Annotated in this window: 11 protein-coding genes; 8 read left to right on the top strand and 3 right to left on the bottom strand. The window is 58.9% G+C overall.

Going from position 1 to position 14,846, the window contains the following annotated elements:
* Positions 1 to 308: 308 nt before the first annotated feature.
* From rpmH to ABQM86_RS22075, 8 genes are all read left to right on the top strand, one after another.
* Entirely contained in the window at positions 309 to 446 is a 138-nt protein-coding gene (gene rpmH, locus ABQM86_RS22110) for a 50S ribosomal protein L34 (RefSeq protein ID WP_011776797.1), read from the top strand.
* 41 nt (positions 447 to 487) lie between these two features.
* Positions 488 to 898 carry a ribonuclease P protein component gene (gene rnpA, locus ABQM86_RS22105; RefSeq protein WP_207595583.1) on the top strand — a complete coding sequence of 137 codons (411 nt, stop codon included), beginning with the start codon at positions 488 to 490 and terminating at the stop codon, positions 896 to 898.
* The gene (yidD, locus tag ABQM86_RS22100; RefSeq protein WP_207595582.1) at positions 828 to 1,313 is read left to right on the top strand and encodes a membrane protein insertion efficiency factor YidD; all 486 of its coding nucleotides are present in this window, start codon (positions 828 to 830) and stop codon (positions 1,311 to 1,313) included. The genes rnpA and yidD overlap by 71 nt, the downstream gene beginning before the upstream one ends.
* A gap of 16 nt (positions 1,314 to 1,329) precedes the next feature.
* A complete protein-coding gene (gene yidC, locus ABQM86_RS22095) occupies positions 1,330 to 2,307 on the top strand; it encodes a membrane protein insertase YidC (protein ID WP_207595581.1) in 978 nt (325 codons plus the stop codon).
* Complete coding sequence (locus tag ABQM86_RS22090) at positions 2,307 to 2,858, top strand: R3H domain-containing nucleic acid-binding protein (protein WP_089597070.1); 552 nt, start codon at positions 2,307 to 2,309, stop codon at positions 2,856 to 2,858. Before yidC ends, ABQM86_RS22090 begins: the two co-directional genes overlap by 1 nt.
* A 6-nt stretch (positions 2,859 to 2,864) precedes the next feature.
* Entirely contained in the window at positions 2,865 to 3,515 is a 651-nt protein-coding gene (rsmG, locus tag ABQM86_RS22085) for a 16S rRNA (guanine(527)-N(7))-methyltransferase RsmG (RefSeq protein ID WP_207595580.1), read from the top strand.
* 87 nt (positions 3,516 to 3,602) lie between these two features.
* The gene (locus tag ABQM86_RS22080; RefSeq protein ID WP_280625212.1) at positions 3,603 to 4,658 is read left to right on the top strand and encodes a ParA family protein; all 1,056 of its coding nucleotides are present in this window, start codon (positions 3,603 to 3,605) and stop codon (positions 4,656 to 4,658) included.
* A 67-nt stretch (positions 4,659 to 4,725) separates the two neighbouring features.
* Positions 4,726 to 5,946 (top strand): ParB/RepB/Spo0J family partition protein, encoded by a 1,221-nt coding sequence (locus tag ABQM86_RS22075; RefSeq protein ID WP_369745594.1) that lies wholly within the window; start codon positions 4,726 to 4,728, stop codon positions 5,944 to 5,946.
* Between the two features lie 5,565 nt (positions 5,947 to 11,511).
* On the opposite strand, the gene trxA is transcribed toward ABQM86_RS22075, so the two are convergent.
* The 3 genes from trxA to ABQM86_RS22060 all read right to left on the bottom strand — a co-directional run bounded on the left by trxA (position 11,512) and on the right by ABQM86_RS22060 (position 14,801).
* Positions 11,512 to 11,838, bottom strand: a complete 327-nt coding sequence (trxA, locus tag ABQM86_RS22070; protein ID WP_021473158.1) for a thioredoxin — start codon at positions 11,836 to 11,838, stop codon at positions 11,512 to 11,514.
* A gap of 34 nt (positions 11,839 to 11,872) precedes the next feature.
* A complete protein-coding gene (gene trxB / locus ABQM86_RS22065) occupies positions 11,873 to 12,829 on the bottom strand; it encodes a thioredoxin-disulfide reductase (protein WP_207595578.1) in 957 nt (318 codons plus the stop codon).
* 229 nt (positions 12,830 to 13,058) lie between these two features.
* Complete coding sequence (locus ABQM86_RS22060; RefSeq protein ID WP_369745593.1) at positions 13,059 to 14,801, bottom strand: ABC transporter substrate-binding protein; 1,743 nt, start codon at positions 14,799 to 14,801, stop codon at positions 13,059 to 13,061.
* Positions 14,802 to 14,846 lie beyond the last annotated feature (45 nt).

The raw sequence follows: 14,846 nt of genomic DNA, 5'->3' as shown, positions 1-14,846 counted from the left end.
AGTTGCCTGTGGATAATTACACCGTTGTTGTTCCGGATTGTGGCCTGTGAGCCACTTCATCCACAGGCTGGGAACGAGGGTTGGGCACAGTTGTGGATAGCTCTGCAGCAGGCTCCCGGTTTGACTGTGGGTGCCTTTTTGCCCTAACGTTGTGAAGTCCTTTGTGTCCGCTTTTGAGATCAGTTGTAACTCCGTACGTTCACCGTGCGGAAGGCAACGGCGGCAGGCACATACAAAACTTAGCGTCGGCCAGTTCTTCCCCTTTTTTGATCGGGTGGGCGCACCTTTGATCCACTGGAGTAACTAACGTGAGCAAGCGGACTTTTCAGCCGAATAACCGCCGTCGGGCCAAGAAGCACGGCTTCCGCCTTCGTATGCGCACCCGTGCCGGCCGCGCCATCCTGGCTGCCCGTCGCGGCAAGGGCCGCGTCGAACTGTCGGCGTAAATAACTGACTTGTCGGTCAGGGTCTTTTTGCGGGTTCGAAGGTGCTAGCCACCCCTAACCGTCTGCGGACGTCTACCGACTTTTCAACAACTGTACGTTCCGGCGTCCGCAATGGACGCCGGAACTTAGTGTTATATACGGCCTCTATTGGGGCCGGGGAGCCGAGTCGAATCGGCTTCATTGTCTCCAAAGCCGTCGGGAACGCCGTGACCAGGAACCTCGTTAAGAGGAGACTGAGAGAAGCAGGCGCTCTTTCCTTGCACAAGCATGGAACGGGTCTGGCGGTGGTGGTCCGGGCGTTGCCCGCAGCTGCATCTGCCAGCTGGGAGCAACTGCTCTCGGACTACAACGCCGCACTGGCAGTGACGACGAAGCGATTGAGTGGCTCAGCTCCACGCAACGCTTCGACTGAACACAACGGCACCACAACGGAAGGGACACCGCGTGCATGACATAAGCACCGCCGTCGTTCCTTCCTCAAGCGACCCCTCCGGCAAGGTTCCCCCCAGGAATCTGCCGGCGGCGGTCGGCACGTTCCTCTGGGAGCTGCCCCGCAACATTCTTATCCTCTTGTTGAAGACGTACCGCAAGGTCATCTCGCCCCTGTACGGCCAGGTGTGCCGTTTCTTTCCCTCTTGCTCCGCGTACGCGCTGGAAGCAGTAACGGTGCATGGCGCCGTGAAGGGCAGCTGGCTCGCAGCCAAAAGGCTCGCCAAATGTCACCCTTGGAACGCTGGTGGAGTGGACCATGTCCCCGCCGGCCATCGTCATTGGCCTGAAGGCCGGACGCCCACAATTGTTGTACTGAACAATCCGGACCAGTTCCTGGCTGCTCAGGCTGATGAAGAAGGCCGCTCGGCGGCCTAACGAATAGGGATATCGTATGGACTTCTTTGAAACAATCATGTTTCCGTTCAAGTGGCTGGTGTCAATCATCATGGTTGGCTTCCACGAGGGACTGAGCTTCATTGGCCTGCCCGCCGCGAACGGCTGGACGTGGACTCTGTCCATCATCGGCCTCGTGTTGGTGATCCGTGCCGCCCTGATCCCGGTCTTCGTCAAGCAGATCAAAGCGCAGCGCGGCATGCAGCTGCTGCAGCCGGACCTGAAGAAGCTTCAGACCAAATACAAGGGCAAGACCGATCAGCTGTCCCGCCAGGCAATGGCGCAGGAACAGATGGCCCTGTACAAGAAGCACGGCACCAACCCGTTCTCGGCATGTTTGCCGATGCTGATTCAGATGCCGTTCTTCTTCGCGCTGTTCCAGGTGTTGTCGGGTATCACCGCAGCCCGTAACAGCGGCAAGGGCATTGGGGCCATGAGCGCCGACCAGGTTGTCCAGTTCGATGAATCCAGCATCTTCGGTGCGCCGCTGTCTGCTTCGCTGCTTCACGGTGGTGCCGGTGGCAACGAGGTTGCAGTCTGGATTCTCTCCATCGTGATGATCATTGCCATGACGGCCTCGCAGTTCATCACCCAGAAGCAAATCATGGCCAAGAACATGTCCGAAGAGGCCATGGCCAGCCCGTTCATGCGCCAGCAGAAAATGATGCTTTACATCCTGCCGCTCGTGTTCGGTATTGGTGGCATCAACTTCCCCATCGGTGTCCTCATCTACTGGACCACCACCAACCTGTGGACCATGGGCCAGCAGTTCTTCGTCATCCGCCGCATGCCTACGCCGGGTTCCCCTGCCGCCAAGGCACTGGAGGAGCGCCGTGCCGCCAAGGGCCTGCCGCCGCTGCTGGGTGGCAAGAAGACCGCGGACGCCGCCGCTGAAGCCGAAGCAGCTGCCGCGGCAGCGGCCGAGATCCGGGCACAGCGCGTCCAGCCACAACGTAAGAACAGGAAGAAGAAGTAATGTCTGCCGAGAGCACTGAAGAAGTTATCGCCGCTGTGACTGAAGACCAGGACGAGACCCAGGAAGAGACGCAGTCCAAGACGGCCAGTCGTCTTGAAGAAGAAGGCGACATTGCCGCCGACTACCTCGAGGAACTTCTGGATATTGCCGATATCGACGGCGATATCGACATCGAGGTCCGCAACGGACGCACGTACATCTCTATTGGTGCCGATGAAGAGTCGGCCGCATTGGACAGCCTTGTAGGACGTGACGGCGAGGTTCTGGAGGCCCTGCAGGAGCTGGCCCGCCTCTCGGTCCTTTCCGCTACCGAAAGCCGTTCACGCCTGGTGCTGGACATCAACGGCTACCGTAAGGAGCGCGCCGGCGTGCTTCAGCAGATCGCTGAAGACGCCGTGGCCAAGGTCAAGGCCGACGGCGGTACGGTGGCCCTTGAGCCGATGAGCGCTTACGAGCGAAAGATTGTCCACGACGCCGTCGCTGACCTCGGATTCGTTTCCGAGTCTGAAGGCGAAGGCGCCGGCCGCCACATCGTCGTTTCGGCTGACTAGCAGCTCATGGTCGAAATTACCGCAGCTGAACTTGAAGCGGCAGAGAAGATCTTTGGGGAGCGCTTGGATCTTGCCAAGCGCTACGTGGAACACCTCGCCACCTCCGGAACTGAGCGTGGGCTGATTGGCCCGCGTGAGATTCCGCGTTTGTGGAGTCGCCACGTACTGAACTGTGCAGTCATCGAAACTGCCATTGCCATGGACAGCCACGTCGCCGACGTTGGATCCGGTGCAGGCCTGCCGGGTCTTTGCCTGGCAATTGCACGCCCGGACCTTGAACTGACGTTGATTGAGCCGCTTGAGCGTCGTGTCATCTGGCTCCAGGAAGTCGTAGATGACCTGGGCCTGGACAACGTCACCATCATGAGGACGCGTGCTGAGCTGGCCGTTGGAATGGTGGACGCCGATGTTGTGACGGCGCGGGCTGTTTCTGCGCTCAGCAACCTGGCGGGCCTGACGATTCCCCTTTTGAACGGCCGCGGCGAAGTTGTGGCCATCAAGGGTCGCAGCGCTGCCGAAGAAATTGAGAAAGCCAAGAAGGTCATCCGCAAACTTGGCGGCGTGGAAACGTCGGTTGTGGTTTGTGGACAGGAGCTTTTGGAGGAACCCACCACTGTGGTGAGGATTATCGTCAACAAGCCCGGAAAGACGGCCTGAGACCCGCTCGGTTTCCCGCGTGTCGGCGGCTGAGCAGTTAGGCTAGAGAACGGCAGCAAGCGCCGAATGAGAGTGAGAGTGTGACCAGTGGGCAGTAGTGAAACCTCCACGCAGCGAATCCCCCCGTTTATGTCGTTGGGGTCAGCTCGGGCAATGGCTACACCCTCTGCGTCTCTTCAGTCTGCAATCGTGCGCACTAATTCGGTTGATAATGCCGCTGTTTCACGTGAAACCGTATCTGATGGAGTGCATAACGTGATGGATTCCATTGATGACTCGAGTCCCATCGCCCGTCAGTTGGCACACGAGACCCGTCGGCGTGAACGGCTGGTGGGCAGGGAACTGCCAAAGCCGGATAAAACCCGCATCTTCACGGTTTCCAATCAAAAAGGTGGGGTCGGTAAGACGACCACCACCGTGAACATCGCTGCCGCCCTGGCCTCCGCCGGCCTCAACGTCCTGGTGATTGATATTGATCCACAGGGCAACGCGTCAACGGCTCTGGGCATTGAGCACCACGCCGACGTTGACAGTATCTACGACGTCCTGATCAACGACCTTCCCCTGAAGGACGTTGTGGCCCCTTGCCCAGATATTCCCAACCTGATCTGCGCACCCGCCACCATCCATCTTGCCGGTGCTGAAATCGAGCTGGTTTCATTGGTTGCCCGGGAACAGAGGCTCCGGCGAGCCATCGACGTCTACGCCAAGGAGCGGGAGAAGAACGGCGAGAGCCGCTTGGACTTCATCTTTATTGACTGCCCGCCCAGCCTCGGGCTGCTGACGGTCAACGCCTTCTGTGCCGCAAGTGAAGTCCTAATTCCCATCCAGTGCGAGTACTACGCCTTGGAAGGATTGAGCCAGCTTCTCAAGAACATCGAAATGATCCAGAAGCACCTCAATGCTGACCTGGAGGTGTCCACGATCCTCCTGACCATGTACGACGGCCGAACGAACCTCGCCGCTCAGGTCGCATCCGAGGTACGCCAACACTTCCCCGAACAAGTTCTGGGAGCAGTGGTTCCGCGTTCTGTGCGTATCTCCGAAGCACCCAGCTACCAGCAGACGGTCATGACCTACGATCCTTCGTCGAGCGGCGCGCTCTCCTACATGGAAGCCGCCGCCGAAATCGCTGAACGCTAGAATTCTTGAAACACTGCAACAGCCTGAGCAGTTCCGTGCTCGGCCATTTCATCGGAGGGATGAATCAATGAGCGAAAAGCGAAGGGGCCTCGGTAGGGGTCTTGGGGCTCTCATTCCTAGCTCGGCCGCGGCCCAGGGAAACGGCGGGGCGCCTTCCCGTCCTGTGGATCTTTTCTTCCCGGAAGCCCGGAAGTCCGAAGAGCCGGCAGTAGAAGCTCCGATCCAGGACTCCGCTGCTGTGGAGCCGTCGAAGGAGTCGGCAGCGACGCCGGCCGCTGCCAAGGCTCCAGCGCCCAAAGCGGCAGCTTCCAAGGCGTCAACCAAGTCCGCCACCTCCAAGACATCTGCATCGAAGCCTGCCCCCAAGCGAGCGTCAGTGCCCTCTGATCACACGACGGATGAATCGGAGCCGGCAAAGGCCGCAACAAAGTCCACTACTCGCTCGACACCGGACGTGGAGCTGGTTGAAGTTCCTGGTGCTCGCTTTGCCGAGATTCCGGTCGGTGACATCCATCCGAACCGTAAACAGCCGCGTTCGGTCTTCGATGAAGATGACATGGCCGAGCTGGTTCACTCCGTTCGCGAAATCGGCGTCCTCCAGCCAATTGTTGTACGTACTTCAACCGAAAAGGGTGGAGAACCGTATGAATTGGTCATGGGTGAGCGTCGCTGGCGTGCGGTACAGGCCGCAGGGCTCGAAACCATCCCTGCGATCGTCCGCGATACCACTGATGACGACCTCCTTCGCGACGCTTTGCTGGAAAACCTCCACCGCAGCCAGCTGAACCCTCTGGAAGAGGCTGCTGCCTATCAGCAGCTCTTGGAAGACTTTGGGACCACTCACGAACAGCTTGCAGACCGCATAGGTCGCTCTCGGCCGCAGGTGTCCAACACACTCCGTTTGCTGAAGCTCCCGCCCCTGGTCCAGCGGCGTGTAGCAGCGAGTGTTTTGTCGGCCGGCCATGCGCGGGCACTCTTGGCCCTGCCGGACGCCGCTGCGATGGAACGCCTGGCTCAGAAGATTGTGGCCGAGGGGATGTCTGTGAGGGCAACAGAAGAGGCAGTGGCTCTCTATCAAGATCCTACTGCTCCCGCCAAGAGCAGTATCCCGAAACCCAATGCGCGCCACGAGCGTTTGGACTACTTGGCGTCGTCACTCTCGGACCGCCTGGACACCAATGTGAAGATTACTTTGGGTGCACGCAAAGGCCGAGTCAGCATTGAGTTCGCCAGCGTTGAGGATCTCAACCGCATCATGGATGTGCTTGGCCCCGGCACCGAAGGCTAAATTGTAGTGAACCAACTGAATGGGGCTTACTCGTCGAGTAGGCCCCATTTTGGTTTTCGATCATCCGCAGTTTTCGTACCTTCCCAGTTTTGCTCTACGTAGTGTGTCCAGATAGGCCTCTCCGAATTGGCTACGGGAGTCCTTGCGGAGGGCACTGATTGATTCAGCACCATAAACCAACCAGTCGCGTGGCATCCTCATGGCTTTTGCTACGGATTCCTAGGGCCGTATGAGTCGATTTGGCCTAAAGGGACTCTCTTGGTCGGTGGGTAGAAGCTGTGCTCGGCAAGGTCCTGGATACCGGGATTTGCGGACCTTACGCCTTCGTAGAGCGTTCGCCCCACCGTCAGTGGCTGGGATACGTTCTTCACTCAAGATTCCCCTACACTCACCGTGAAGCGAGACGGACGAAGCATGTTTCACGTGAAACATGCGAGAAGGACTTTTTGGGTGCGCACCTTGCCGGGCTGAGGGGTTCGAAGTGCGCGTGGAGCTGGGTCGAACGTTGGCACTCTGCAGGTCTCCCCGTGGCTTAGGAGGCGGCAGAGGGTGCGGGAGACGGCTTATGGCATACGGTGCCCGCCGCGTCCGATCGCCGTCGACGATTCGCAACGCTTTCCCGAATGCCGGTGGATTCGGGCGCGAAGGGTGCGAAGGGAACCCGCGTGGAGCACGCCCCCGTCAGTGAATTTTCACCACACATGAACACTTACCCCAGTTCTGCGCGGATCCCCAGGCTGCTCTTCTCTAGTAGCCGAGGGCACGCGCGTATCTGAACTTTCGGCGGAAGCTTCTGTTTCACGTGAAACACACTCTTAGTAGCTCGGTGGCATGCAATCGATCTTCGGCTAAGCACTGGTTCGGCGGTCGGCGCATTGGCATTGCGGTTTCTTGGAGATGGTGAAGTCTCATGCAATATCGGATATCCAGCGTCTAGAACCAGGGTTTGCATCTTTGGCATACGGGGGGGAATTGAGCCGGTTCCGGGCACGCTCCTCTCTGGCGCTGTTTCACGTGAAACAACTGAGTCTAAGGTTCGGTTATAAAACCGCAAAAGGTAAGGATTAGCTGGTAGGGACACCGAATCCAATTCGAAGGTATGTGATCTTCTTTCACAACCGACGGTTCAAGGGCGAGTCGACTAGATGGCCACAATTCTCACCGGGGTGCGGTTCTTCCGTCGACCATATCGCCCGAAGGTCGGGGCAAGGCTATTTGGCAGTACGCGGTGCAAGAGTTTGCGTCCCCATAATTGACGATCCTGAAACCAAGAATGCATCAATGCGGAACAGCTGATGCGTAGCTAGCTTGCCTCCTAGCCAAAGCCTGACGGTTCGCGGCCATTGGCTAATAGGCCAGCAGCAGACTCCTCCATGTCCTTAGGGGTTCCGCGTCGTCGCTCTCCAGGACAGCACATCGCGGCCTCTCCTGCTCGCGCTCGAGCCGGCAGTGGTTGCCGGAGGTGCTGCCACGACCACTGGCCTATCGCAGGCGTAACGGATTGCCAGGGCTGAGGCGTTGTGTTCAGCTTTACGCGCGCTACCAAATCCGCTCGGGCTGATGAGAGAGAGACATTGAGGTCTTCGAACAGACTGGCCCTCTCCCAGTGCGGAGCCGGTGAGTCCTTGGCAGCTATATCAGGTAGGCACCCTTCCTTCGGCGTCAATGGGCTTTGGAACCTAGGCTAACCGCCAGGAACTTGGGCAGCTGGTTCCTCCGCAGCGTCGCGAGGAACTTCACATCTGTGGCCCTTGAGCCCGTGTGTCCGGCGCTAACAGGCACCAACGGGCTAATATTGCGTACAGCAGCAGGTGTTGGCGAATCTGGCATGCCTGTCGAAGCTTGTCCCATCCTTAGCTTCGTAGACGGGGGCTGTCGCTGTGCCGGTACCGCCAATGTGGCCGTCGAGCAGACGGAAATAGTCCCCCGACTAATGCCTATGCCCCTCTGTTACAGCATTGACCCTCCAAGTTGGAGTACGGATCCGTCAGGCAACGTTCGGGCGGGAGGCTTTCCGTAATGTCAGAGGATGGTCGTATTCCCCCGGAACGTGTACATGTACCTAACCCCTGGACGCGTTGATGAGACGCTGTGAACCGGATTGGTCAGATGTCGCCCGGGCCGGCGCGTGCTCGTCTCTTTTCATCCTTGTCCTCTTCAGGGAAGACTCCGCTGAGAGTGTCGAGAACTAGACGTGAGCCCTTGGCGACCTATGCTGCTTGCTCCCCCACCGAACATCAACGACTCGTGTTTCACGTGAAACAGGACGTCGACTGGAGCGTCTACACATAGTCGGGAACCTTTAGTTACCTGTGTATATCGTGGTGGATATCATTGTGGATAAGTCTGGGGATAACCTGAGCCGAGCTGCAGTCCCTCTTGAGGCCCAGAGTGTGTTGAGGTGCCGAGGAGTCCTCCTTCCTTCTTTGGTGCTCCTTCTTCAAAAGGGCCCTATCCATGGCGGATTTATCCACCGGCGGCCATAGTCGTAATTCTTCGTGTTTGGCCCCTCGATTCATTGATTTTCCGTATGTACACTCGCGGTGCGTGCCCACTTTTACCTGGTAGGCAGAGAGTAGAAGACTCGACCCTCCTTGGCGGGGTCCCGCCCACTACGGTTCGGCGAAATGATGCCTTGTGAATAATCTCATGTGCGGTGGATAAGCCTGTGGATAAAGCTGTGCACAACTTGCCCCTGTGCGTCGTCCACCGGTGGACAACTGTACCGGGTGAAGCTGCTCCATGACCTCAGCAAGTGCGTCCTGATGCTCTGATGCTTAGCAGTGAATGCCGTACCGGATCGCGCATGAAGAGCGTCAACGAGCCGGGGATCCTACGTCGTCGTAGTTTGCCATGGCACCTAAGCTTTGGGATCAATGGGGCGGTCCAGCTGACCGTCCTACTACGCACCGGAGGCCGTTGACTCCCGGCGATTCATCCGATGTCTTAAGTACGACACTCCGCGTGCTCCCACGCGCTGGCTTATGTGATTGAGTGACCCGCATTCTCCAAGGGACTGAGCCTATACGTGTAGGCGGACGCCGCGGGCGTGGGCTGACCCGAACGGCCTAATCCCCTGGACCCGTCCGCCTCTATGCTGGGGCACAACGGTCACAGACACAAGATCGAGCGGTAAAGGGCTGCTCGCCTTGTGGCGGAATATGAACTGCTCCCAGGAGCCCTGGACCTGTAAGAGTCAGAGCCTGCTGGAGACGACGTCGTCTTATGATCCATGGAGGATCACTGTTATTCAGGCCGGGACTATACGGCGTTTCACGTGAAACATCGCGGCGCCGACGGCTGATTGCCTTTGCCGGCCGCATGTTTGTATTTCCCGACGGTGGACATGTTTCGAGTAGTTGGCACGTCTGTTGGCGTCCTGCAATTCGGCAATCGCAGGACACCTCCGGCCGTCGGTTAGACGACCATCTCTGGACAGCCTGTCTCTTCATTCAGTTCTTTCGATTCATGGTGTCTATTCCCCTAGGGGTCCCCTAGGCCCGACCGTAGGCCGTCCTAGGCTTCGCGCTTTCCCAATGAGGTCGGTCAGTCCCGAACGGCGCGTCGCAGTCGGTGGTGACGGACAACCCTGGACATCGTTGCATTGCAGGTTCACTAGTGCTGGAAAGTTCAGCTCGCCACGACCTGCATTTGATCCATAGCGGGTTTGAGTGTGCTGAAGTACTAAGCCCCTCCGGGAAACCGAGATCAGCACTGAGGTGGCATCTTCTTCCTGCTGCGACAAGTTTAGAGTCGCAGACCAAGAACGCATCTGCGCATGCTTATGGACGCCTCTTTGCCGGTCAAGCCGCTACATCATGGCAAAGCATTCTTGGCATGTGGTCGTGGCCGGGCTGACGTGTTTCACGTGAAACATGCCGTGGTTCAGTGCGCGCATTGTTCCACGTGCTTGTTCCTCATAGACACGTGGCGGCAGCACATTCAACGTGCATTGGCCCAGAGCTTGTTTGTGGAAAGGCACCGGCGAGCAGAGGGTCCCCGCGTGGATCTGATCCATTGAGCGTGCACGCACCCCAATCATGCAGGCCGGCGCCCTAGCTTTGCCGGATAGTCGCGGTAGCCCCTTTCATCGCCCAAGTCATAATGCATCTATAGGGTGATTGCAGAACCGCTGGCGGCCTGGATGCACCTTACTCAGAGTGTTCTCGATGTTTTTGTGGCCACTGGACCCCCAATAGTCGTTGCATCTGTGTATCAAGGGGAGGGTCTCAGGGCACCGATCTGAACAGTCTCAAAGGCGTTTCAGTTTAGGGTAGGTACCCCACTCTTCGTGGTTCTTATGAGGACGTGAGGGTGTGCGATTGGGCGTTGCACGGCTGATGTCCTTCGCAAGGCCCATTCTTCCTCCCTGCTTTGCCGCGCAATGCTCCTCAACAGCGACGTAGGCCCGTCGGAGCGAGGCGCCCACCCACGAGCTGCCCTGACGCGTTCTTCTGTCAGAAAGGCTCAGTGCGATGACCAAGGACTCCGGGGATCGCCGAAACTGACAAGAGTAGCCGGAGGATCCTGCGGTTTATACTCGTCGAGAGCATCTCAATGGCGGGCTTTCGCCACTATTCAGCCGTCACGCCTGGTCGGCCGGTGCCAGAGCCGACCGGCCGGCGCACAATTCATGCGGCCATAACCGAACAATAGAAGCATGTTTCACGTGAAACCTGCGCAAGGTCAATGGACTATGCGCCTAAGGAGGACTAACCGTCGACGTTTCACGCGAAACGACGGATACGAATCACATTCTGCATCCGTGGGAAGAGCGTGCTGCAGTGAACGTATTTACGAACCGGGAGTTCCGGCAGTCGCTGGGTTATGAAGCCAGGCTCGGGCGTAGGAATTGGCCTGGTAGTCAGTTCAACTGAATCTGGGGATAGCCGGACAAGACTCCGTGGAGCAATCAGCATCCCCTTTGCTTCGAGCCTCTTTCTGAGCTCTTCACGCTGATGGGTTGCCCTGGTCGGGCCGGGGGCACAACGACACGCGTTGTGGTGACCTGTACTGCGGGTAGCATCATGCCGAAAACGGACGATCCCACACGCCTACCCCTCAGGCGATATTGAGCTATTTGCCTGATAGGACGAAGCTGCGGCTACTAGTTTCATTCCCGATTCCCGGGTCCTGGCATCGCACGTCTAAGATCCATAGGGCTTTGTTCAAGGGTGCATCCACTTCAGGATGGTGCATTCAGAAACTGAAGTTCTCCAAAGTCTCCGATCACACAGTCCCGACTAATCACTTCGGATCAGCATGTTACCTCGCAGAACGACGGCCCGAGTGGGTGTGAGAGAGGGTGGGGTTCATGGGCGTGGGATGTGAGAGAGGGTGGGGTTCATGGGCGTGGGATGTGAGAGAGGGTCAAAGTTTTGCCTACCCCAGGTAGGGAGAAGTGAAAAGCGCCCCTCGAGCAGACTGCAGGCCCACTACGGTAACGGGACCAGGAAAAGTAAACGGATATGGTTCATAACCCAATAACGACAAAAAAACCGACGGCTCCCGCTCTGTGAAGAGCAGCAACCGCCGGCTTTATTGGATTAAGGTGAGGAATCGACCCTAGGACAGGACGTCCGCGAATTCCTTCTCGAAGAACTGCTTCGGCTTGGCACCGATGACAGTGCTCTTCACTTCTCCCCCACTGAACAGGTACACAGCCGGGATGGACGTGATGCCGTACTCGGCGGCGATGGCAGGGTTGTCGTCGACGTTGAGCTTCACAACATCAACTTTGTCACCGTACTCGACGGAGATCTCGTCAAGGATGGGACCGAGCTTGCGGCAAGGGCCACACCACTCTGCCCAGAAGTCCACGATGACCGGCTTCTCAGAAGCCAGGACATCAGTGCTGAAGCTTGCGTCAGTTACGTCTTTTGCGTTGCTCATAACTTTTCCCTTCGTATGGTTGCTTGGTTGCAGCTTAGGAGTGCAAGTCTGCGAGGTAGTGCTCAACATCGAGGGCCGCTACACAACCGGAGCCCGAAGCCGTGATGGCCTGGCGGTAGGTGGGGTCGATGACGTCGCCCGCGGCGAAGACACCCTTGATGTTGGTCCGGGAGCTGCGGCCTTCCACGGCGATGGTTCCCTCGGGGGTCAGATCAACTTTGCCCTTGATGAGGTCCGTGCGGGGATCGTTGCCGATAGCGACGAAGACTCCGGTGACGGCGAGCTCGGATTCGGTGCCATCCACAAGGTTCTTCAGTTTCAGACCAGTGACCTTGTCTTCACCCAGAACGTCCTCCACCGCGGTGTTCCACACGAAATTGATCTTCTCGTGGGCCTGAGCGCGATCGCCCATGATCTTCGAAGCCTTGAGTGTGTCGCGTCGGTGGACCACCGTGACAGACTTTGCGAATTTGGTGAGGAACAGTGCTTCCTCCATGGCCGAGTCGCCACCACCGATTACAGCGATGTCCTGATCCTTGAAGAAGAAACCATCGCAGGTTGCACACCAGCTAACGCCGTGGCCTGAGAGGCGCTTTTCGTTCGCCAAGCCGAGCTCGCGGTAGGCCGAACCGGTGGACAGGATGATGGCCTTCGCCTGGAAGGTCTCACCCGTACCGATAGTCACGGTCTTGATGTCGCCGTCGAGGTCCAATTCGGTGACGTCCTCGAACTGGATTTCGGTACCGAAACGCGCGGCCTGCTTTTCGAAGTTCTCCATAAGGTCCGGGCCCATGATGCCGTCGGGGAAGCCCGGGTAGTTTTCCACGTCTGTGGTGTTCATGAGTTCGCCACCAGCGGTGACGGAACCGGCAATGAGCAGAGGCTTCATGTTGGCACGGGCGGTGTAAACAGCGGCTGTGTAGCCGGCGGGGCCTGAACCTACGATGATGACGTCACGCACCTGCGATGCGCTGTTTTCTGCAATGCTCACGTGGCGTGAACCTCTTCCTTAGTCGATGCTGCGGCTTTCGGGGCAGCCACCTGACTCAACCCCGGTTGCACCCCAAATATTCCGTTGGGGATGGGGACCCTGAAAGCCACCATTGTTAAGGGTACCGTCTGCGCGCATGCCGATAATAAGCGGTGACGCCACTACGGATGAAAGTAGAGGCCGTTCTGACGAGTCACAACGGCCTCTACTACTACTTGGTTGGGTGGGGCTACTGGACCGTGACCTCTGCCAAACGCAGGCCGAATCCGAAACGGGTCTTCGGTGCAGCCAGCTTGGGCAAGGCCTTGATGTCCACAATGACGTACTGGGTCTGCGTCGGCGCCGCCAAGGGCATGGTCAGCTCCGGGGACGTGAAGCTGTTGGTGCCTACCAGCTTGGCTCCGTCCATGGCAGGGCGGTCGTTGGTGTAAACGCTGATGCTGCCGCCGGATCCACCCAACTGGTTCAGCACGATGGACTTAACCTCAGTCTTTTCCTTGAGCTCGATCACCAGCGGCATGTTGGTGACGAGTCCACCCCAGTCGGCTGTGGCGAATTCCATGTCTGACCAGTAGCTTGCCGCGTTGCCGTCGAAGGCCCTGGCGAGGTCTTTGTCGTACGTGGCCGCGAAGGGGAAGTCACCGAGACGGGAAATGCCCTCGATGGCAGGCGGTGTGGCCGGTGGCGCCGTCTCCGTAGGAGTTGGCTCCTCGGATTGCTGCGTGCTGCTGGTTTGAGGTGCAGAGGTGCTCTGCGTGGCCGCAGGGGCACCGCTGGGAAGGAGGCTGCCCAGGTTGGTGACGGCAAGGACAAGTCCCACGATCAACACAGCAGCAAGCAACCCACCGACGAGCCAACGGAGGGAACGTGGCTCCTTCTCCGGAGCGTCGTCCTCGTACACTTCCTCGTCGTCGTAGTCTTCCTGCACAGCGGCCGACGCCGGGAAGCTGCTGGGGGCACGGTCGTAAGAGGAGTCTGCGGTGCCTCGTGCAGCGGCTGCGGTACCAGCCGCGGCGCCGCCAGCGGCAGCACCTCCAGCAAAGCCGTAGTCCTCTTCGGACCACAACGAAACCTTGGGTTCGACCGGTTCACGCGTTGGTGCCGGCTGGGCATTGACTGCCTGTGTTCGCGGCTGTGTTGGCGGTTGCGCCGGGGCTGCCGGCGGAGCCTGAGGAGGTGTTGGCTGTGATGTCACGGCCTGCGTTGGCGGCTGAGCCGATGCACCCGACCCCGCAGCACCCGATGAAGAAGCGCTTGAAGCAGCGGCACCGGAGCCGGAGTCAGTGGCACTATTGCCGGCGACAGCACCACTGTCGGCGGCAGCACCGGCGTCGTGGTTCTTGGATCCCGAGTTCTTCCACGCGGCCAAACCGGCGGCACCAGCGCCGGCGGCGGCAGCAGCCAGTTTGCCGGCGATGCCGCTCTTGGATGATGACGGGCTGGAAGCTGGTCTCGGAGGCACGTTGCTGCCCTGGGGAGCGGCAGCAGGATCGGCATCGCCCTCACGGTGAATCGGGTAGCCGTTTTCGTCGTACTGGATGTACTCGGCGTCGTGTTCGTCGTCTTCGTACAAGCCGTCGTAGGTCTCAGGCTCATAGGTCCGTGGCTGGCCGAAGATCTCGCTTCCGAGCGTCTCAGTGAAGAACGGCTCGATGTACGGCGGGTTGGTCGCGACCACCAGGTCCAGCAAATCGGGAGCGCTGCTGTGGTTGGTGATGAGGTAGGTGGTGTTGTCGCTGACGCCGAGGTCCAGGATCTGGACATGGCCGGGGCGTTCCCCCGTGGCGACTTCACGGGCGCTCTGGGCAACCTGCTCAGCGTTTCCGGGGCCGGCGACAAGGATGCTCACGGGACGGTTGAGGACCTGGTCCACGCCGTCGAGCACCTGATCTTGGTCATGCGAGGTCAACACATTGGCTGTGACCTTGTAGCGGCCGCCAAGTACTGATCCGACGTCGATCGGGTGGGACACGTGTTCCTCCTAGGCTGTCCGGGAGTTGCGGGCCCTGCACGCGGC

The organism is Paenarthrobacter sp. AMU7 (assembly GCF_041200195.1).
In the GTDB taxonomy this organism is placed as follows: domain Bacteria; phylum Actinomycetota; class Actinomycetes; order Actinomycetales; family Micrococcaceae; genus Arthrobacter.
Note: the sequence above shows the minus strand (reverse complement) of the source record. Positions and strands in the feature narration are given on the sequence as shown.